Here is a 19,791-nt window from a genome sequence, read left to right on the forward strand (position 1 = left end):
GTATTAATTAGTCAGCCTGACCGATATCTTTTTTAGTGTCTGCCTGTCCGATGTCTTTTTTGGTATCAGCCTGGCCAATGTCTTTTTTAGTAGCTGGTTTGGTGGTAGTGGTATCGCGTTTTACCGGAGTTGTTATAGTGAATGCTGATACTACGCCTGTTGTTAATATTAATGCTGCTGCTACGATTACTTTTTTCATGATCTATTTTTTTGGGGTTGTTATCTGTTTGTGTGTTGATTAATTCGCTTTTGGGTATTGGTATTAATTAGTCAGCCTGGCCGATATCTTTTTTAGTATCTGCCTGTCCGATGTCTTTTTTGGTATCAGCCTGGCCAATGTCTTTTTTAGTAGCAGGTTTGGTAGTAGTGGTATCGCGTTTTACCGGAGTTGCCATAGTAAATGCCGATACGATGCCTGTTGTTAGTATTAATGCTGCTGCTACGATTACTTTTTTCATGATTATATTTTTTAGGGGTTTTGTTATCTGTTTGTGTTATTAATTCTTTGGGGTGTTTTCTGCTTAATCAGCGGTGCCGATATCTTTGATGAACGGCGCTGTATTGTGTTCTACGGTAGTTGTAGCAATTTGAGGGGTCATTTCTTTAGTGCATGATACAATGATGCCTGTTGCTAAAAATAATGCTGCGATAAATATTTTTTTCATGTTTGTGATGGTTTGGTTAATAAATAAATTAATCTGCTGTGCCAATATCCTTGCGTACCCCTACAGATGGTTTCAACATAACATCCATGGCCGTGACAGTACTGCTTTTTATGCACGATGTGATGATTCCGGATAACAGGATAAGCAATGCAAGACAGATCTTTCTCATTTTTATTAATGGTTAAATGGTATTTGAAATTAACTCTGCGGCAATTGTTAATTATTAGCGGGCCTACAGCGTGTTTTTGGCACTTGTAACCAGTGGTTTATAATTTAAATTGGCAGATATAGCAACTTTTTTCTCACAACAATCTTGTAACACTAAGTTTATAACTTATTGTAGTTCAATTAATTAAACAACACAAATATACTTATGTTTTTTAATTTTCAAGAAAGTATTTAAATTTTTTTTATCTCATTTTTTCCTAAATTTAACACATTCATCCATACTTACTATTTATTTTATAACTTTCACCACAATTCAACGTATAGAGCCATAAATGAATAAAATTTATACCCTTGTAACGGTATTGCTTATTAGTTGTTCAGTAAGCGTTAATACCGTACACGCGGCTATTAACGCCCGGGATACTACGGAGGTTATAAAATTAACTAAACAAGCGTTAGACAACCGCTACACCAGCCCCGAGCAAACTATAGAAGTTGCAGGTAAGGCCCTGGCACTTGCCCGGGAGCTAAATTACAACAGGGGCATAGGCGAGGCTTACAGGGTTATGGGTATTGGTAATTATTACCTTAACCAGGCCGGCAAGGCCATTGATAGTTACCTTAAGGCCCTTGATGTTTTCAAAAGCATCAACGACCTGCGCAGCCAGGCCAAGGTACTCAACAACATAGGCAACCTTTACCTGGATAATAATAAAGATAAAGCGCTGGAATACCTCAACTCCGCTTTAAGCATAGCGCAAAACCTAAACGACGAGGATCTAAAGGCCGCGCTTTATATGAACATTGGCAACGTGTACTATCGCAACAAAAGCTATAGCCAGGCGCTTACCTATTATGATAAAAGTAATGTGATGTTCTCTTCCCTTGGCGACTCCATCAACCTGGTGCAGGTGCTGCAAAACAGGGGGGTGATCTATTACAACCTGCATAATTTTGAGATGGCCGAAAAGCTGTTGCTTGCCGCCAACAAAGCCGGTAAAGAACGCGACCTGAACAAGCCCGTGGCCAGTACAAACCTTACACTTGCGGCGCTTTACATAGCGCAGGGCAAGTTTGATAATGCCAGCCGTGTTGTTACCGAAGGGCAGGCCTACGCCAAGGTATTAAAAGACGATAAGCTGACCAACGATTATAATTATATCATTTATCAGCTGGAATCTAAACGGAAGAATTATGAACAGGCGCTGTATTACCTGCAGCTCATCTTCCGCCAGGATAGCCTGATCCACAGTTCTAACGAGTCTACCCAGATAAACATGCTGCAGGAGCAGTATAAACAGGCTGCTACACAGCGCGAGAAAGATGCCATCATCCTACGCCAGCAAAACGACAGGATAAAGTTTTGGGCCGTAACCGTGGTTGCAGGCCTTTTGCTGGTAGTGATAGCGCTGCTGGTGGGGAATGTAAAACGCAAGGCAAAAACCAATGTGCAACTTACCGAACTGAACGGGGAGGTATCCAAACAAAAAGACAACCTCGACCGGGTGAATCACCACCTCGAAGAAATTATTGACGAACGCACCAAAGATCTCCAGATAAAAAACAGAAAACTTTCAGAATACTCTTCCTACCTATCGCACCAGATACGGGGGCCAATAGCTACCCTACGCGGCTTAATGAACCTGGAGAAAGAAGGCTTGGTTGATGAAAAGGAATGCATCAAAATGATGGATAAATGCGTATCAGATATCGATCAGAAGATCATCGAGATGAGCGAAATGCTTAACGATACCGGTAAAACCGTATTTTAAGCTAAGCGGGGAATTAGCTTAAAGCAGGCCATGAACTATGGATCTGCGCCTCTAAAAGGCCCAAATAAACACAGTATCTCGATATCATTTGTAAAATAAGCAGTTGCCTGTGCCTTTGATAACCCTCGGTTTCAAACGCAAGGGTTTGGTTACCGGCTGTTACAAAAAAACTCATTTCGCCTTTACGGGGTTTAAACTTCGAGCGCAGCATGTCAAACGCTTTCACTTTTAGTTTGCTGCGCGAATCGTGGATGGTGCCCGTTTTTAAAGCATCGGTGTTCGCTATAGATATCATGTAGTTAGACATACGCTTTCTTTTGGTTACGCTATGTCTATTACAATTATATGTCCAATTACCTAAGCGAGCGACCGGTTTACATAAGAGTTCCTAAATAAACGCAAAAATTTCACCTCGTTTAAATTCATTAAGTTCTGCTTAATTTATTTAAATAAAGTGAAATTAAAATACTGTCTATAAAAAAGTAACTGTTTTGTTTACCAAACAGTTATGTAAAGGCAAGGGCTTGGTTTTTTACGAAACGTGGTTCTTGCTTAGCAGTTCTTCATAAAGCAAAATTACCTTACGCTGCAGGTTGGTAATTTCGGTTTCTCTATCCAGTAGTTTTTTCTGGATAATGTTAAGGCTTACATCCTGGTTGCTTGGCTCCTCAACATATTCTAACGAAAGCAGGTTTACCACGCTTACTTCAAAAATGTTGGCTATCTGCTCCAGCCTGGATAAATTGATATCGGTAACACCGGTTTCAATTTTTGAAAAGGCAGGGATGGAAATCCCTAAACGGGTTGCAACATCTTCCTGGCTCCAGCTACGTTCGTGGCGTAAAGTGCGGATGTTTTTACCTGCCGATTTGTTTGTCTTCTTCTTTATAGTTTCGCTCATCATGTACATAAAAAATTAATTAAAGGGAAAAGGGTATTAACTACTAACCAAACCCAATGCCATTAATTAAAAAGTGCCCTCAACGCGTGGTGTTAACACAATGTTAAGCATGCATGAAAAAAGTTGTGGAATTACTTCTACAAACTATGGGAAAAAAGGTTACTCTATCCCGTTTATGATACTCAGTTTAGCGAATTTTAGCAACAATTGTTTCTGCCCGATTTCCTTAAAGAAAATTGTTGCTTTAACATCCGGCTTGTTTCCTTCCAGGTTAATTACCTTGCCAAAGCCAAAGCGTTCGTGCTCTACCTGCATCCCCACCTGTAGGTTGGAGGTATCGGATATTTTAAAATCGTTGGATACCACATGCGCCTTGGCCAGTATTGATGTTGTTTTTGCTGGCGGCGGGTTACTTGCCGGCTTCGGTTTATAAGCGTCGGTTTTAGTGTTGGTATCTTTGCGGCTCCAGGCGTTACGCTCATCATCAAAAAACGAGCTTGAGGCCGCCGGTTTCGCCGAGAAATCCAGCTCGAGGTATTTGGCATCAATCTCATCTAAAAAACGACTTGGCTCGCAATTGATGCGTGTGCCGAACTTGAAACGCGAGGTTGCATAGCTGATGTTCAATTTTCGTTCGGCGCGGGTAACCGCCACGTAAAACAGGCGGCGTTCTTCCTCCAGGTCGGCACGCGAGTTGAGCGACATTTGAGAGGGGAATAGGTTTTCCTCTAATCCAACCACAAACACCTGCGGAAACTCCAGCCCTTTGGAGGAGTGGATGGTCATGAGCGATACCGTATCGGCATCTTTGTTTTTATCGTTATCGTCGTTGGTTAAAAGGGCAATGTCTTGCATGAAGATATCGAGGCCTTTTTCTTCAATATCTTCTCTGTCGGAGAATTCTTTGATACCGTTCAATAGCTCCTGGATATTTTCGTACCGATTGACGCCCTCTACCGATTTATCGTTGTACAGGTCTTTTAATAAGCCCGAATGCTGAGCGATATATAGCGCGGCATCATAGGCGCTTTGGCTTTTAGCCAATACCTGAAAACTTTGTATCATAGACGCAAAGTTTTGCAGTGACGGAGAGAGTTTTCCGTCAATATATTTTGAGGGCTGAAGAATTATCTCGAACGGTGTGGTTTGATGCTGATCTGCAGCAACAATTATTTTATCCAGCGTTGTATCGCCAATACCACGTTTTGGGTAATTGATAACACGCTTGAGCGCTTCCTCGTCATTGGGATTAAAGGTGAGGCGGAAGTAGGCGATCAGATCTTTGATCTCTTTACGCTGATAAAAGGATAAGCCCCCGTATATTTTATACGGGATGTTGAGCTTACGCAGCGCTTCCTCCATGGAACGTGATTGCGCGTTGGTACGGTACAGGATGGCGAAATCATGCCATTTCATTCCGTTGGAGCTTCGATCTTGCATAATGGAATCGGCTACCATTTTACCTTCCTCATTATCGCTGAAAGCGCGCATGATTTTGATTTTATCACCCGTCTCTTTCTCCGAGAAAACGTTTTTCTTCAGCTGCTTTTTATTGTTTGAAATTATGCTGTTGGCAACATTTACAATATTTTGTGTAGAGCGGTAGTTTTGCTCCAGCTTAAATATATTCAGGTCCGGGTAATCCTTTTCAAAGTCAAGGATGTTTTGGATATTGGCGCCACGGAATGCATAAATACTTTGCGCGTCATCGCCCACCACGCAAATGTTCTCGTTTACCGCTGCAAGGCGCTTTACAATACTATATTGTGAAACGTTTGTATCCTGGTACTCATCAACCATGATATATTTAAACTTTTGCTGGTATTTATTTCGTGCATCAGCGTGGTCTCTTAATAATTCATTTGTTTTAAAAATCAAATCATCAAAATCCATTGCGCCTGCTCGAAAACAACGATTTACATAGTTTTCATAAATTTTACCGAGTAAAGGTCGGCCGGTACCAATATCATCAGCTTGAATTTGGTCGTTACCTTGATAGGCCTGCCAAGTTACTAAACTGCTTTTTGCAGCCGAAATTCTATTATAAACAATGTTTGCACTATATAATTTATCGTCCAGATTCATTTCCCTTACAATAGCTCTGATTACACTTTTTGTATCATCTGAATCGTAAATCGTGAAATTACTTGGATAGCCGAGTTTGTGCGCTTCAACACGTAAGATTTTAGCAAAAACCGAGTGAAAAGTACCCATCCAGATATTTTTGGCTTCGGGGCCGCAAATATGGTTGATCCGTTCGCGCATTTCGCGGGCGGCCTTGTTGGTAAAGGTAAGTACCAGTATGTTAAACGAATCTACCCCGCTGCGGATGAGGTGGGCAACCCGGTAAGTAATAACGCGTGTTTTGCCCGAGCCTGCGCCGGCGATGATCATCACCGGGCCTTTAATTTGCAGTACGGCGGCCTTTTGTTCGGGGTTAAGCCCAGCTAAATAATCCAAATCCTGTTCCTCTTTTCTTAAAAGGCGAAATTAACTAATTGAGGCGAAAGCTAAAAGGCGAAAGGTTAAAGGTTTTGCACAGTTTTCCATCAAGGGGAGTAAACCAGCAAGGTAGAGATGGCCGCTTCAACCTCCCAACGAGCAGTGGGGCGATGATCGGATTAGTCAAATGGCCACTATACTGAACAGGGGGCACCTACAAAGCCAAAAAGATCTTCTCATTAGTGCCATAAACAGGGTGCTCCTACAGGAGCGTAACAATTTTAGCACTTAGGCTCCAGCGGAGCCACCGGTTTATAGAAAATTAGAGAGTATTATCTGGGCTCCGTAGGCGCCTCCTAAAATTACAATCTCACCTTTATCCCTCCATTTACCACAAAGCCATCCAGCGGGGCGTATATATCCCTAAAAACCGGGTTGGTAACTGTGCCCGTATAAATAGTATCAAATTTGGTTTGCCGGGTATCCGTCAGGTTTTCAAAGTTGATAAAGAGCGAAAACCGTTCCCATATTTTCTCGGCCATCAGCCCGGTGGTCCAGTAACTTTTGCCCGTTTTGCCATCGTTTAGCAATTGCGGACTAAAATAATAAGCCTCCAAACCTATTTTCAATTTTTCGGGAATCTCAAACAGTAAGACGTTATTAAGCCGGTGTTTTGATACCAGCGGATAGGTGCTGATGTTGTTGCCTGTATGCTGCGTAACATGGGCAAAGGTATACCCCATAAATAGCTTAAAATTGTTATAAGTAAGCTTCACGTTGGTTTCGGTTCCCTTGGTGTTGAGGTCGCCGGGGGGCTGCTGGTATCGCAGGTTGCCGTTTGGCAACGCAGTAAGCAGGATGGGATGCTCAACACGTGTATAAAAAAATAACTGGTTGATGCTGAAGCTTACCTGATTATTGAACAAGCCGGTGCGGTAATTAATATCATAGTTGGCACCGTAGGAGCGCTCGGCCCGGGTGTTGGCTACGTCTATCGGCAACACATTGCGAAACTGGATGCGTTCGGCATCTTCGGTAAAAACGTTTGGTGCTTTGTAGCCCAGTCCGCCGCCGAGACGGGTAGAAACCTGCGGACTTATCTTCCACAAACCCGAGATCCTTGGCAGAAAAAAGAAGCCATATTGGTTGTGATGATCGCCCCGTAAACCCGATTCGAGGATGAATTTATCGCTGAGATCCCAGGTATTCTGCACAAAAGCGCCAATGGTTTTGTAGTTGTAACTGCGCAGGGCAAAGTTGCTGGTTTTATCCTCGCTGAAGTTATCGCTGAGGTAATTGATGCCGGCCACCCAGTCGGTTTTGGCGCTTTTATAGGTGTAGTTGGCTTCGCTGTAGGTGGAAAGCTGTACGCCGGCAAAAGTATAATCGGGCAGGTTGATGGTGCGGTTAAAATAGCTGACGCTGTTTTTAAACTGCAGCGTTTCCTTTCCGTTCAGCCGGGTATTCAGGGTTGCCTGGCTGCTGTGGCGGCTTGTTTTATTTTCCTCGAAATACGTATGCTGCGCGTCGCCATTGCCCTCAATGTAGTGCAGGTCGCCGCCTATGCGGTTCTCCATAGTGCTGTTGATGCCGATGTTAAGATCCGTTTTATCATTGAGGTAAAGGAACAATTTGGGGTTAAGGGTAAAGCGGTTGTACTTGGGGATGGCGGTGAGATCGATATCTGCCGGATCGTATGGCGCACCGTGGTTGTAAGCCGCGTAAACGGTAAGCCCTGTTTTTTTGAATTTTTCGGCATAAAACCCGCTTGCATCCAGTCCCCGGGCCGAGGTGCCGTTGAGTAAAAAGCTCAGCTGCCGTTCGTTTGTTGGTGCTTTTGATACCAGGTTAACCAGCCCGGCAATGGCACCGCCGCCGTACAGGGTAGAGGAGGAGCCTTTGATCACCTCCACCTGTTTCAGATCTAACGGGGCAATTTGCAGCAGCCCTAACCCGCCCGAAAAGCCGGAGTAAAGCGGGAAGCCATCGCGGATAATTTGCGTGTATTTGCCGTCGAGCCCCTGGATGCGGATGCTGGCATTACCGCTGGTAGCCGATGTTTGCTGTGTCTGGATGCCGGTACTTTCGGCCAGTATCATACGGATGTCGCCGGGTTTCATATTGCCTTTCTCGTCTATCTCTTCCCCGGCTATCACCTCTAAACGAGTGGGGATATTGGCGATAGTGCGGCTGCTGCGGGTAGCGCCTATCACTACTTCTTCCAGTTCCTCACCGTCGCCTTTACCCTGGGGAGTTAGCGAGATGATCAGCGGCTCTGTTTGTAAAAGCGGGAAATCTAAAGTATCGGTAAACGTTTGATAGCCGATGTAACGGAATACAAAAACCTGCTTCCCGTTCGGGATATTGGGTATCATAATCAGCCCTGATGTATCTGACGCCGCGCCTTTTCCGGCACCTTGCAGCAGGACGGTAGCACCAACCAGCGACTGCCCTGTTTTGGCATCTTTAATAGTAGCTTTAAAGGTATGTTGCGAATAAGCTGTAGCAGTATAAAGCAGTGCTGCGATGAGCACGATGAATTTTTTCATGGAAAATGTTGGTGTTAAATTAATACGATGATAGCCTTTATGGCTTTTTTGCTGTATTAACTTATCTGAGGCGGTTGCCAGATAGAAAGCATCACCGGCTTTAGCGCGGGCTGTTTATACGTGGAATTATGCTCGACGGTAATTTCGGTTGCGGTGCGCCCGACATTTACAACCGGTTTGGCAAGCGTGAAACCGACACAAGTACCGCAGGAAAAGAATGGAGAGCAACCCTGGCAGTCGTTACCGGGTTTTGAGTTTTGGCCCGCTATTTCTTTTTTGCTGATGGATTTTGCAATACAGTCGTCGGCACAGCAGGGCCTTACCGAAAGCAGTAGCACATATACCGAAAAAAGGATGCAAAGAAATTTCACGAGGCAAATATAGCTAATTGGGCAACCTTTTCTTTACCGCCATATAAATTATCCAGCCAAAGGGCAACAGCCAGATAATATCGTTCCACACATTTACCCAAAAAAAGGCGGGCGAAAGCTTGCCCAGCACAATGTAATAAACCGACCCGATAGGCCCCAGCAGTTTGCCTATCCAGCCTACCAATATCAGCGGCCAGTAGGCCACCGGATCGCGCGACGCGAAGTAATAGGCAATACCATAAACGCCAACCAGCATACCCACGCAACGTAGAATAATAAGCAGGAAATCGGTAGGCGGGTTGCCGAATAGCAATATTTGCGGGTACGCCGAGATCACCAATCCCCAAAAGATATTGTAGATGGCGGCCAGCAGCATAATCAGCCGGGCGTATTTGAGTTTGGTGAGGTTGGGCATGTGGATAACAAAATAATTAAATAGGAGGTTGCAAGTAACCCAATTATAGCTTCTTGCTTTTTTATGATTTCTTTAATGTATTAGTACCAACTTAAGGGAATTGCTATCATTGATATGATTAGTAATGATATGGGAATTATTGGAATTTGAAACAATAAAAAAAGACCCACCCCAAACGCAATACCAATTAGCCAGCTAAATATTTTATTCATTTCGCCTATCTGTGACGTTCCATAGTAGTTGGGTCAAATACCGTAATATGTTCGTTCCATAGGCAAGGGAAAGAGTTTGTCAAAATTGATTTTTCTATTAAAATTTATGTCTGCACTCTTTTTTAATAGAATAATTTTAAAAGGCGATTGATTTGTTATTAACCTGGTTGACTGGTGTAGACCTCTATCTGGGCCAAATTCATAGACAATTTGTTGAAAATAAACACGGTTTCGTAACTTATATTGCACTTCTATGCGATGTAAACCTTGGCTTCTGTCAAACGTTAAATTGTGGTCATAGTATCCGCCGTATGCAACAACTCGGGTACTACCATCTACTGTTGTATCTCCCTGAGTAGCATTCAAAAAGCATCTGGCATCTATCTTGACTCCTCCCGTTCTTAATTCATTTTTGCAATTCATTAATTCATCGTAATTAACTTTTATTAGAGAAGTCATAAAAACGGGTTCGCGAAAAGGATTGACAACTTGCCAAGCGTAATGATTATAGCCTATTGTGGTTAAGTAAAGAAAAGCATATCTTTTTTCGTCAGATAATTGATTTTTCACTTCGTCTGAAGATTTTTTAATATTTCGGACAAAATCATTTCCCGCATTTTTTAACTTGTCGGCGAGATCCTCGGTACGTCTATCCAATTGATCTCTTAGCTGGTCTGTTTTTAAAGTAAGTTCTTTATTCTTAGTTTCTAAACTATCTTGAATCCCTTTAAAGTTTTTTTGCAACTGCAACGAATCTTTCCGTGATTGCCTTTCAGCTTTTGCCAGTTTACCATTGTCTTGGTTTTTAGAATAAAAAGACCAACAAGTAGAGATTAATAAAAAAATTATCAATAGCCAGTTAAGCCAGCTTTCTGAAAATTTTGCTTTAATTTTATTTTGATATATGGCCGCCAAGCCCACACAAAAAGCACCAATTATCGGCAAATAATCACTCATGCTCTAAAGTTAGAAAATTCAATAGAACTTTATATTGTTAAAATTTACCACATACATATATAAAGTGCATTATTCAAATAGTAAATATTGCCGACCTCTATTGATTTGCATATTCTTGAGACAATTCCCCACCCAGCCTATTATCTTTGCACAAACATCTGCCACCTCATATGAATCGCCTCGCCAATTCCACCTCCCCGTATTTATTACAACACGCCAATAACCCCGTTAACTGGTACCCCTGGGGAGCGGAAGCATTACAGAAAGCCAAAGAGGAGAATAAACTGATCCTCGTTAGCATCGGTTACTCGGCGTGTCATTGGTGCCATGTGATGGAGCACGAAAGCTTTGAGGACGAGGCCGTGGCGGCCGTGATGAATGAGTATTTTGTGTGCATTAAGGTAGATAGGGAGGAACGCCCGGATGTTGACCAGATTTACATGAGCGCCGTGCAACTGATGAGCGGCAGGGGAGGCTGGCCGCTCAACTGCATCTGCCTGCCCGACCAAAGGCCCATTTACGGCGGCACCTACTTCCGCAAGAACGACTGGACGAGCCTGCTATTTAACCTCGCTGATTTTTACAAAACCAAGCCCGAAGAAGCCGAAGATTACGCCGTGCGCTTAACCGATGGTATTAAACAATACGAATCCGTAGCCTTTGTACAGGAGCAGCCCGAATACAGCAAGGCTGATTTTGAGCCGATCCTGAAAACCTGGAAACGCTATTTTGATGAGGAGGAAGGCGGCTTAGGCGGGGCACCCAAATTCCCGATGCCCAATAACTGGCTGTTTTTGATCCGCTATGCCCATTTAATGCAGGATGAAAATGTGGCCGAACTGGCCAAACTAACCTTAAACAAAATGGCCTTCGGTGGCATATACGACCATATTGGCGGAGGCTTTGCTCGCTACGCGGTGGATGGTGTGTGGCATGTGCCGCACTTCGAAAAAATGCTGTACGATAATGGCCAGCTGCTCAGCCTGTACGCTGAGGCCCATACCTGGCACCCGGATCCATTGTATAAAACCATCGCTGATGAAATTATCAGCTTTGTAAAGCGCGAACTTACCTCGCCCGAGTTTGGTTTTTATTCGGCACTGGATGCCGATAGCGAAGGCAAAGAGGGCAAGTTCTATATATTTACCAAAGCCGAAATTGAGGAGATGCTGGGCGATGAGGCGGACCTGTTTTGCATTTACTACCACGTTACCGATGCCGGTAACTGGGAAGAGGAACATTCCAACGTTTTCTTCCGCAGAGAAGGCGATGCGGAAATGGCCGCGATACTGGGTTTGCAGGTAGATGATATGCTGAGTCGCATCAACGCCTCGCGCAAAAGGGTTTTTGAAGCAAGGAGCAAACGTATCCGCCCGGGGCTGGATAACAAAATATTAGCCTCCTGGAACGGCCTGATGCTGAAAGGGCTTTGCGAAGCTTACCGCGCTTTTGATGAACCCGCCTATTTGGAATTGGCTTTGAAGAATGCCAATTTTCTGACCAATAAGATGCTCTCCGGCGATAAACTGCTGCGGGTATTTAAAGAACCGGTACTATTGCCCAATGGCGACCATGAACCGATAGCTACCTTTTTGGACGATTACGCCAACATTACAGATGCACTGATAGCCCTATACGAGGTGACCTTCGATGAGCACTGGCTCATTACTGCCAAAGGTATTGCCGATTACGCCATCCTGCATTATTACGATAAACACCTCGGCATGTTTTATTACACCGCGGATGACGATCAGCACCTCATCGCCCGTAAATCGGAAATTATGGATGGGGTAATACCCGCCTCAAACTCGGTAATGGCGCGTAACCTTAAAAAGCTGGGGCTGTTTTTCGATCAGGAGGACTACCACGAGATCTCGGCGCAAATGCTGCGCAACATTGTGCCGCATTTGGCCAAATACAGTACCGCCTACGGTAACTGGACCGCTCTCTTGCTGGATGAGATCTTTGGCACCTACGAAGTTGCCATCACCGGCGATAATTATGGAAGCCTGCGTAAAGAATTGGAACAAAACTACATCCCCAATAAAATAATATTGGGCGGTAAAAAAGGAACATTACCTTTGCTGACGGATAAGTTTGAAAGCAATACCCGCATCTACATCTGTAAGGATAAAACCTGCAGCCTGCCGGTGGATAATACGGCGGATGCGGTAAAACAAATAAATAACTGATTCCTTTATTAAGAGAAAGTTTAAAGTGGAAAGTAAAAAGTTTAAAGTCGAAGGTAAAATAAGAAGCTTTTAGCTTTCAACCTTAAACTTTATACTTTCAACTTAAGAATCGTTAACGAATAATCATCATAATGAAAATTGAACCACAACACGTAGTATCATTAACATACGATTTGTATGTTAAACAAGAAGATGGCAGCGAAGGGCTGGCAGAAAGCGCTACACAAGAGCAGCCATTAACTTTTTTGTTTGGCGCTGGCCAGATGATCCCAAAATTTGAAGAGAACTTAAGCACCTTATCAACCGGTGATACTTATGATTTCCGTATCGTGGCAGCAGAAGGCTACGGCGAATTTGACGAAGAAGCAGTAGCTAATTTGCCAAAAGAAATGTTCCAGGGTGCCGATGTGCCGCAAATTGGGGAAGTATTGCCTTTGCAGGATAATAACGGCAACCGTTTCCAGGGCCAGGTAGTATCGGTTACCGAAGATTCGGTAATTGTAGATCTCAACCACCCTATGGCCGGCCAGGAACTGCACTTTAAAGGTGAGATATTAAACGTTCGCCCTGCAACGCCCGAAGAGCTTTCTCACGGCCATGCACACGGCCCGGATGGCCATCACGCCCATTAACAAAGTTTAAAGTAAAAAGTTCAAAATCGAAAGTTTGAACCCGACAGTTTGAAAGTATAGTTCAGGCGCGCAGCATTTTGTTGCGCGCTTTTTTATTTCGCTAAAAAATCGAGGTTGCCATATTCGGTAATGCGGGCGCGGATGATGATGCGGCAGGCTACGGGCTCGCCGTTTTTGGTGGCGGGTTTGAAAATTTTATCATCTTCGTTGGGCAGGTTGAGGCTCATCTTTATGGTCCTGTCGTAATTATAGCCTGTAATATGCACCCAATAGTAGGCAAGCCTGCCCAGCGGACTTATCAGCAATTCTACCTGCGCTATGTACTTGTTGCGGTCTATATCCCATATATCCTTTGGTAACTTAAAAAGCTGCACATAGGGCAAGTAGCCAAAATACCTGCCGCCAATTTTGACAGGCTTGTTTACTACATCGGCAGAGTCTATTTCAATATCTGCGAAATAACGAAGGTTTGATACCTCGGTCTCCGGTGCTTCAAAGCCTAATTTGCCGTTGCTGTAATCGTAAGTTTCCATCAGCTTTCCTTTGGGGTCGAAAAAGCGCCATGTTCCAACTCTTTTGTCATTATCGTACATGCCCGTAGCCACCGGGATATTTTCCTGGTAAACGGCCTGGTACAAGCCCTGTTTAATATTTTTATTAACTTTTAAAACGTTGTACACCTCCGTTACCGAATCGGTAAGGCGGTTTGTTTTTTTGGAAGTTTCCTGTGCTGTGGCTGTATTGACGGCCAGCACACAAGCAAGTAGTATGATATAGTTTTTTAGCCTCATTGTAGTACTGTTAATAAAAATCGAGGTGCCCGTTTTCGGTTATATACGCGCGGATAATGATGCGGCAGGCTACTGGCTCGCCGTTTAGCGTTGCGGGCGTAAATACCCTGTCTTCCTCGTCGGGCAGATTAGTATTCATCTTTATTACGTTATCCTGTGCGCCGTTATTAATGTGTACCTTATAATCTGCCAGTCGCCCTCCCGGGCTAATTAATAGTTCCACGGTGGTTTTAACTTCGTTCAATTCCACTTCGGGGTGCCCTTGGTAGGCTTCGGGCAGGTTAAAAAGCCGCAGGTAGTTTAAATAGCCAAAATAGCGGCCGCCTGTTTTAATGGGTTTGGTAACCTTATCGCCCGGGCGAAGTTCCCTGTCGAGCAGGTAGCGCAGGTTGGATGTGGTATCTTCGGGCGCCTCGAAACTGGCAAGGCGGGTGCTGTAATCGTATGTTTGCATCAGTTTGCCTGTTGGGTCGTAAAAACGCCAGATACCTGCCTTTTTATCGTTCTCGTACATGCCGGTTGCTATCGGCTGGAAATGTTGAAACAGTGCCTGGTACAGCCCGTGTTTAACATATTTATTAGTCGTCAAAACGTGGTATACTTCACTTACCGAATCTGTAAGCCGGTTTGTTTTCTCGCGGAGGGGTTGCGCATGGCAAACCTGCAAGATCGCTAAAAAGGCAATAATCGCGATGCTCTTTTTTAGCAAAGTTGCTGCCTTATTCATAATAATATTCTTCCGCATAGGTGAATTTTACTGGTTCAGGTTAGCGTTGTTATTGATACCGGATACCCGGGTTTATCTTTTGTAATTCGGCCACAAACGCGGCTTTATCCTCCGGCGAAATGATCACCGAATCGAACTTATTATAAAATATTTCTATCCTGTCGGTAGATAGGGCAGGGGCGCTTAACACGGTCCGCGTGTTTTCTATCCTAATGATACTGCTAATGGCCAACTTAGTGTTAAAGAACATGCCGCATTTTACCCTCAAAGTGCTCTCAGCACTGATAGCATAATACGTATTAAAGAACACCGGAAAAAACATGGCCGACATCACCGCCAGCACCAACACAGCGCCAATATACATCCCACCGGCAATGTAGCCAGCCTCAACAATAGCCAAAATTATCAGGGGGATATAAATAACAAATCCTCTCTTCGACGGGAATTTTTGCTCATGGTTTAACATGGGCTAAAAATAGTAAAAAAACATATGTCGATTGTTGTTCGTGACAGAAGTCGTACGCAAGAGCGATGATGAATGAGCATCAGTATCCAGGAACGGCAGGTACATTTGCAGGCACCTACGGAGCCAGCCCATTGTTGTTTTGTGCTATAAACTGGATGCTCCTGACGGAGCGTTCTATAGATGCTGCGTAATTCGGCACCGACGGAACAAGCCTTTTTTGAACTGGCTATAAACAGTATGCTTCTAACGAAGCGTTCATAAATGCTACCTAATTCGGCTCCAGCGGAGCCCCCTGTTTATAGAAAAAAATCCGAGAGTTTTTGGCTCCGTAGGTGCCTCCTTAGCAAATTGTTTAATCCGGCCTGCCGCCGCCACCGCCGCCGCCTTCACCACTGGCCCGCCTGCCACCACCACCGCCCTGGCGGTTACGCCCGGCGCTTCCAGCAAACTTTTGCAGGCGCAAGGCAAACGTCAGCATAAAATAACGGCCCAAACGGTTGGTGCGGGTGTCTATGATCTGGTTGCCGCTTACGCTGCGGGTTACGCCGGTGTTTTGGTTAAACAGGTCATAGGCCTGGAAACGCAGCGCGCCGATATTGCCCTTTAAAAACTGGTATTCTACATAAGTGCTCAGGAGGGTAGGGTTGGCCTTAACGGTGCTGCTAAAGCCTTTGTTAAGGGTTTGGGTGAGGTTGTAACCCAGTATCCAGTTCTTAAAAAAGTAGTTGCGGCCGTCCAGTCCCAGCGTCCAGGTTTTGGCATCGGTGCTGATGAATGATGGCAGGCTGTAATTGGTGGTATTGATACTGTAATTACCGCTTACTTCAGTATCCATCAGGCTGTCTATATCTATGCGGATTCGGGCGCCCTGGTTAAATACCCAGTTTTTGCCAATGTTGCGCTCGTCATTAAGATAGCTGATATTGTTGTTGAAGTTGGCGCCTCCGTTTAGCGTAACGGTAAACTTACGGTTGGCAAAGGGTTTGGAATAAGCATAGTTACCGCTGGCCGAGTAAAAGCCATCTGTATTTATATAACGGGTTTCCTGCACGGTGTTATTGCGCGTTGTGCTGGTGGTAGTTGTTGTTACTGTGATTGGTTTGCTGTTGGTCACAATTTTATCCTGCGTAGAATTGAACGACAGGTTGGTGAACAGCGAATTACCGCTGGTGATATCAAACTGATTGTACCGCAGGCTGATGTTGTTGCTGAACTCGGGCTTCAGATCGGGGTTACCATAGATGCGGTTTTGCGGGTTGCTAAAATCGGGCTGTAACTGCAACTGTGTAAAGCTTGGCTGATTGTTGCTGCCCGTGTAGTTGATGGCCAGCGAATGGTTGCGTTTAAAATTGTAGATAAACCTTGCCGTTGGAATATAATTAAAGGTATGCGTAGTGGTGCTGAAATTATGCGATTCGCCGTTAAGGGAGGCCGGTTGTACCGCAAGCCCAACGGTGTAGTTATACTTTGTTTTTACGCCGCGCAGGTTCAGCCCGAAACGGTTGGTGATGAACTGATAGTTATATAAGGTGCTGAGCGAGTCTACATAGGTTTGTGCCAGTGTGGTCGGGTCTATATTATAATTAAGGCGGTTGTTATCGGTATTGCTGTAGTTGTGGTTGTAGTTGGCCTCCAAAAAATTGCCTTTGCCCAATGGCTCGGTGTAGGATAGAGCGATGTTGTAGCGATTTGAGCTATTGTTGGTGTTGATCTGCTGGAACAGCGGTGTAGTTACACCCGCCTGTTCTGTGATATATTGGTCATTAAGGTCCTGCGTATTCTTGCTGTAATTAAGGCTGGTATTGATGCTGAAGTTACGACCCTTTTTGGCAAACTTATGGTTATACAGTACACTAATGCCCCCGCTGGGTGCAGTAGAATTGGTTAAAGCGAGTTCGTTGCCGGTAACAGTGGTATCGTTACGGGTATTACTGAAAGCATCTGTACTGTTATTGTTCGATGAATTGTAGCTGAAGCTGGGGTTTATCTTCAGGTAGTTCAGCGTATCTATCCGGTATTCAATATTAAAATCGAACCGGTGGTTTATATTATGTGTTTTGTCGTTGCTGTTGTCGTTGCTTAATATAGCGCCCGACTGAAACTGACTCTGCGTTTGCGATGTGGTACTGCTCAGCTTGTCCCGATTGGCAAAACTGTAGCTACCGTAGGCACTTATTTTCTTGCCCCATTCGTTGCGGTAGTTAAAACCAAGCGAACGGTTGGTGGTGATACCGTTGGCCGTGCTAACGCCGCCGCCTGCTGCTACACCGCCTCCTCCGCTCCGGCCGGCACGGCCACCGCCGCCACCGCCTGCACCCAGGTTGAACGAGTTGGTGTTGGTATTATTTAGGGTGCCGATAAGCGCCAGTTGCTCATCCTCTTTAAAGGCATTGGCAGAGAACCGCGCCAGGTACCGGCCATCGTTACCGGCCCCTACGGTGCCTTGCCCAAATTTGCCCACGCGTTTGCCCTTTTGTATGGTGATGTTCAGGATCTTCTCCGGGTCGCCGGTTTTGATGCCGGTGAGGTTGGCCTGGTCGCCATAATCGTCAATAATTTGGATGTTCTCTACAATATCGGCAGGCAGGTTTTGGGTAGCGGTTTGCACATCGCCGCTAAAGTAGTTTTTGCCGTTTACGCGCACTTTAGTTATCTGCTTGCCCTGCGCAGTAACGTTACCATCCTTATCTACGGATACACCAGGGAGTTTTTTGATCACCTCATCTACCGTGGAGCCCGCCCGAACGGGATAAGCTGCGGCCTTATATTCTACGGTATCTTCTTTAATAACAATGGGGACTATAGCGGCTGTAATAGTCACCTGGCCCAATGCATTGGTTTGTACGGTAAGCTTAATAGGATCTAACCGGATAGCGGTTTTGCCATCGTCCATCATGTACTTGCGGCTAATGGGCTGGTAGCCTAAGCCGGTGATGGTAATTTTAAAATTCTTAGAAAACACCGCCCCGAAACTGAACGCGCCTTTGGCATCGCTGGCTACCAGCATACTGTCTTTATCCGAGGTTAACTTCACCGTCATCCCCGGTACCACGCCAAGGCTGTCTGTTAAAGTACCACTAACCGCGCGTGGCGGCTGCTGGGCAAAAGCTTTTGTGAAAAGCATAAAGGTGATGAGTAACAAAGGGGCGAATTTTCTCATAGCAGTGGGATAACTGCGCTAATGACGGTTAAAGTATCGAGAAGTTTAATTGTAATGCCAATGTCATACAAATGTTGCAATAGGGCAGCGATTTAATTATAAATTTAATTATTTCTTAATTTTTTTAACGGTTTATGAAACGTAATCCAAAACTTTTACGTATCTTTAGTCGTCCCCATGTTATATTTATAAACTAATTGATAAACTAACCTCCCGATCCTAATGGCATTCATCCATAATGTATTAGAACAACCTTCCTACGGCTGGAAGGACGAAAATGGCAACCTTTCTAAACCTACCCAGGGCCAAATACTAAGAGAATTTTTTTCGAGGCTTAACATCTTCAAAACCAAAAAGAACTGGCTTTCTTTCATGAGCTGGATGATGGTATTAACACTATCAGTATTCCTGATGTTGTTCATCTTTAAATACTTTTCTATCAAAGGCCTAATTATAGCCTTCCTATACAGCATGGTTGTAATGGGTACCCATGGCACCATTTGGTACCATAGGTATTGCACCCACGGCGCATATAAGTTCAAAAATAACTTTTGGCGCTTCTTTACCCAAAACCTTACCCTTAAAATTATTCCGGAAGAGATCTACGCGATATCGCACCACGTGCACCACGCTTTATCTGATCAGCCCGGCGATCCATATAACGCGCAGGGTGGTTTCCTTTACTGTTTTTTGGCCGATGCAAACCATCAGCCTATCAACCGTAACATGAACGAGAAAGAATACCAGCGCTGTGTTACTTTAATGAAACATACAGGCGTATCGGTAAACACCTACGCGCAGTACCAAAAATGGGGTTCGGTTGCCAATCCTTTTCACGCGGTTGTAGGCGTTATTGCCAACTGGGCGTTTTGGTTCACCATATTTTATTTAATAGGTGGTGTAGCTTTAGGCTGTGCTATCTTTGGTGCCGCAGGCTTTTGGGCTGTTGGCGTACGTACCTTTAACTACGAAGGCCACGGCAAAGGCGAAGACAAACGCCGCGACGGGGTAGACCATAACCGTAAGGATATGTCGGTTAACCAGCTTTGGCCGGGCTTTGTTGCCGGCGAATGGCATAATAACCACCATCTTTTCCCAAAGAGCGCACGCTCTGGCTTTAAGCCGCACCAGGTTGATACCGCGTTCTATTACATCAAATTCATGAGCATGATAGGAGCGGTAAGCCAATATAAAGATTCTAAAGCGCAATTCATCAAGGAATATATAACACCTTTTGTAAAAGTGAAGACCGAACCTGTTTATTGCCCGAAAACCGGCAAACAGATATTAGTTACAGATTAGTATCGATAATAGAGTAATACGAAATATAAGGAGCGCGAAAACGCTCCTTTTTTGTTTACCAAAATTATC

The 19,791-nt window shown here is 44.5% G+C and carries 19 protein-coding genes; 4 read left to right on the forward strand and 15 right to left on the reverse strand.

From position 1 onward, the window contains the following. Positions 1-7 precede the first annotated feature (7 nt). The 4 genes from ABIX36_RS24430 to ABIX36_RS24445 form a co-directional block, all read right to left on the reverse strand. Positions 8-199 carry a hypothetical protein gene (locus ABIX36_RS24430; RefSeq protein ID WP_348084787.1) on the reverse strand — a complete coding sequence of 64 codons (192 nt, stop codon included), beginning with the start codon at positions 197-199 and terminating at the stop codon, positions 8-10. Positions 200-266: 67 nt separating this feature from the next. Further along, positions 267-458, reverse strand: coding sequence for a hypothetical protein (locus tag ABIX36_RS24435; protein WP_348084788.1), 192 nt, complete (start codon positions 456-458; stop codon positions 267-269). A 63-nt stretch (positions 459-521) separates the two neighbouring features. Next, the gene (locus ABIX36_RS24440; protein WP_348084789.1) at positions 522-665 is read right to left on the reverse strand and encodes a hypothetical protein; all 144 of its coding nucleotides are present in this window, start codon (positions 663-665) and stop codon (positions 522-524) included. Between the two features lie 28 nt (positions 666-693). Then, on the reverse strand, positions 694-834 hold the full coding sequence (locus ABIX36_RS24445; RefSeq protein WP_348084790.1) for a hypothetical protein: 141 nt from the start codon (positions 832-834) through the stop codon (positions 694-696). 331 nt (positions 835-1,165) lie between these two features. Between ABIX36_RS24445 and ABIX36_RS24450 the strand changes: the two genes are divergently transcribed. After that, entirely contained in the window at positions 1,166-2,605 is a 1,440-nt protein-coding gene (locus ABIX36_RS24450; RefSeq protein ID WP_348084791.1) for a tetratricopeptide repeat protein, read from the forward strand. A 13-nt stretch (positions 2,606-2,618) separates the two neighbouring features. Here ABIX36_RS24450 and ABIX36_RS24455 read toward each other — a convergent pair whose 3' ends face one another. The 7 genes from ABIX36_RS24455 to ABIX36_RS24485 all read right to left on the reverse strand — a co-directional run bounded on the left by ABIX36_RS24455 (position 2,619) and on the right by ABIX36_RS24485 (position 10,452). Further along, positions 2,619-2,912 (reverse strand): hypothetical protein, encoded by a 294-nt coding sequence (locus tag ABIX36_RS24455; protein WP_348084792.1) that lies wholly within the window; start codon positions 2,910-2,912, stop codon positions 2,619-2,621. Positions 2,913-3,137: 225 nt separating this feature from the next. Then, positions 3,138-3,509, reverse strand: coding sequence for a helix-turn-helix transcriptional regulator (locus ABIX36_RS24460; RefSeq protein WP_348084793.1), 372 nt, complete (start codon positions 3,507-3,509; stop codon positions 3,138-3,140). Positions 3,510-3,665: 156 nt separating this feature from the next. Further along, on the reverse strand, positions 3,666-5,966 hold the full coding sequence (locus ABIX36_RS24465) for a UvrD-helicase domain-containing protein (RefSeq protein WP_348084794.1): 2,301 nt from the start codon (positions 5,964-5,966) through the stop codon (positions 3,666-3,668). A 344-nt stretch (positions 5,967-6,310) separates the two neighbouring features. Then, the gene (locus tag ABIX36_RS24470) at positions 6,311-8,497 is read right to left on the reverse strand and encodes a TonB-dependent receptor (RefSeq protein ID WP_348084795.1); all 2,187 of its coding nucleotides are present in this window, start codon (positions 8,495-8,497) and stop codon (positions 6,311-6,313) included. Positions 8,498-8,553: 56 nt separating this feature from the next. Continuing rightward, a complete protein-coding gene (locus tag ABIX36_RS24475; RefSeq protein ID WP_348084796.1) occupies positions 8,554-8,868 on the reverse strand; it encodes a DUF6660 family protein in 315 nt (104 codons plus the stop codon). Between the two features lie 13 nt (positions 8,869-8,881). Then, entirely contained in the window at positions 8,882-9,283 is a 402-nt protein-coding gene (locus ABIX36_RS24480; protein WP_348084797.1) for a hypothetical protein, read from the reverse strand. A gap of 245 nt (positions 9,284-9,528) precedes the next feature. Next, positions 9,529-10,452 (reverse strand): hypothetical protein, encoded by a 924-nt coding sequence (locus ABIX36_RS24485; RefSeq protein ID WP_348084798.1) that lies wholly within the window; start codon positions 10,450-10,452, stop codon positions 9,529-9,531. A gap of 170 nt (positions 10,453-10,622) precedes the next feature. On the opposite strand from ABIX36_RS24485, the gene ABIX36_RS24490 reads away from it, so the two are divergent. Next, entirely contained in the window at positions 10,623-12,644 is a 2,022-nt protein-coding gene (locus tag ABIX36_RS24490; protein ID WP_348084799.1) for a thioredoxin domain-containing protein, read from the forward strand. A 131-nt stretch (positions 12,645-12,775) separates the two neighbouring features. After that, on the forward strand, positions 12,776-13,276 hold the full coding sequence (locus ABIX36_RS24495; protein WP_348084800.1) for a peptidylprolyl isomerase: 501 nt from the start codon (positions 12,776-12,778) through the stop codon (positions 13,274-13,276). A gap of 92 nt (positions 13,277-13,368) precedes the next feature. Here ABIX36_RS24495 and ABIX36_RS24500 read toward each other — a convergent pair whose 3' ends face one another. The 4 genes from ABIX36_RS24500 to ABIX36_RS24515 form a co-directional block, all read right to left on the reverse strand. Further along, positions 13,369-14,067 carry a hypothetical protein gene (locus ABIX36_RS24500; protein WP_348084801.1) on the reverse strand — a complete coding sequence of 233 codons (699 nt, stop codon included), beginning with the start codon at positions 14,065-14,067 and terminating at the stop codon, positions 13,369-13,371. A gap of 10 nt (positions 14,068-14,077) precedes the next feature. Further along, positions 14,078-14,812 (reverse strand): hypothetical protein, encoded by a 735-nt coding sequence (locus ABIX36_RS24505; protein WP_348084802.1) that lies wholly within the window; start codon positions 14,810-14,812, stop codon positions 14,078-14,080. A gap of 31 nt (positions 14,813-14,843) precedes the next feature. Further along, positions 14,844-15,260 (reverse strand): PH domain-containing protein, encoded by a 417-nt coding sequence (locus ABIX36_RS24510; protein WP_348084803.1) that lies wholly within the window; start codon positions 15,258-15,260, stop codon positions 14,844-14,846. A 352-nt stretch (positions 15,261-15,612) separates the two neighbouring features. Continuing rightward, positions 15,613-18,420: a TonB-dependent receptor gene (locus tag ABIX36_RS24515; protein ID WP_348084804.1), complete on the reverse strand. Its 2,808-nt coding sequence runs from the start codon at positions 18,418-18,420 to the stop codon at positions 15,613-15,615. A gap of 222 nt (positions 18,421-18,642) precedes the next feature. Between ABIX36_RS24515 and ABIX36_RS24520 the strand changes: the two genes are divergently transcribed. Further along, positions 18,643-19,722 (forward strand): fatty acid desaturase, encoded by a 1,080-nt coding sequence (locus ABIX36_RS24520; RefSeq protein ID WP_348084805.1) that lies wholly within the window; start codon positions 18,643-18,645, stop codon positions 19,720-19,722. The last annotated feature ends 69 nt before the right edge of the window (positions 19,723-19,791 follow it).

It is taken from the genome of Mucilaginibacter sp., assembly GCF_039925265.1.
Taxonomy (GTDB): domain Bacteria; phylum Bacteroidota; class Bacteroidia; order Sphingobacteriales; family Sphingobacteriaceae; genus Mucilaginibacter.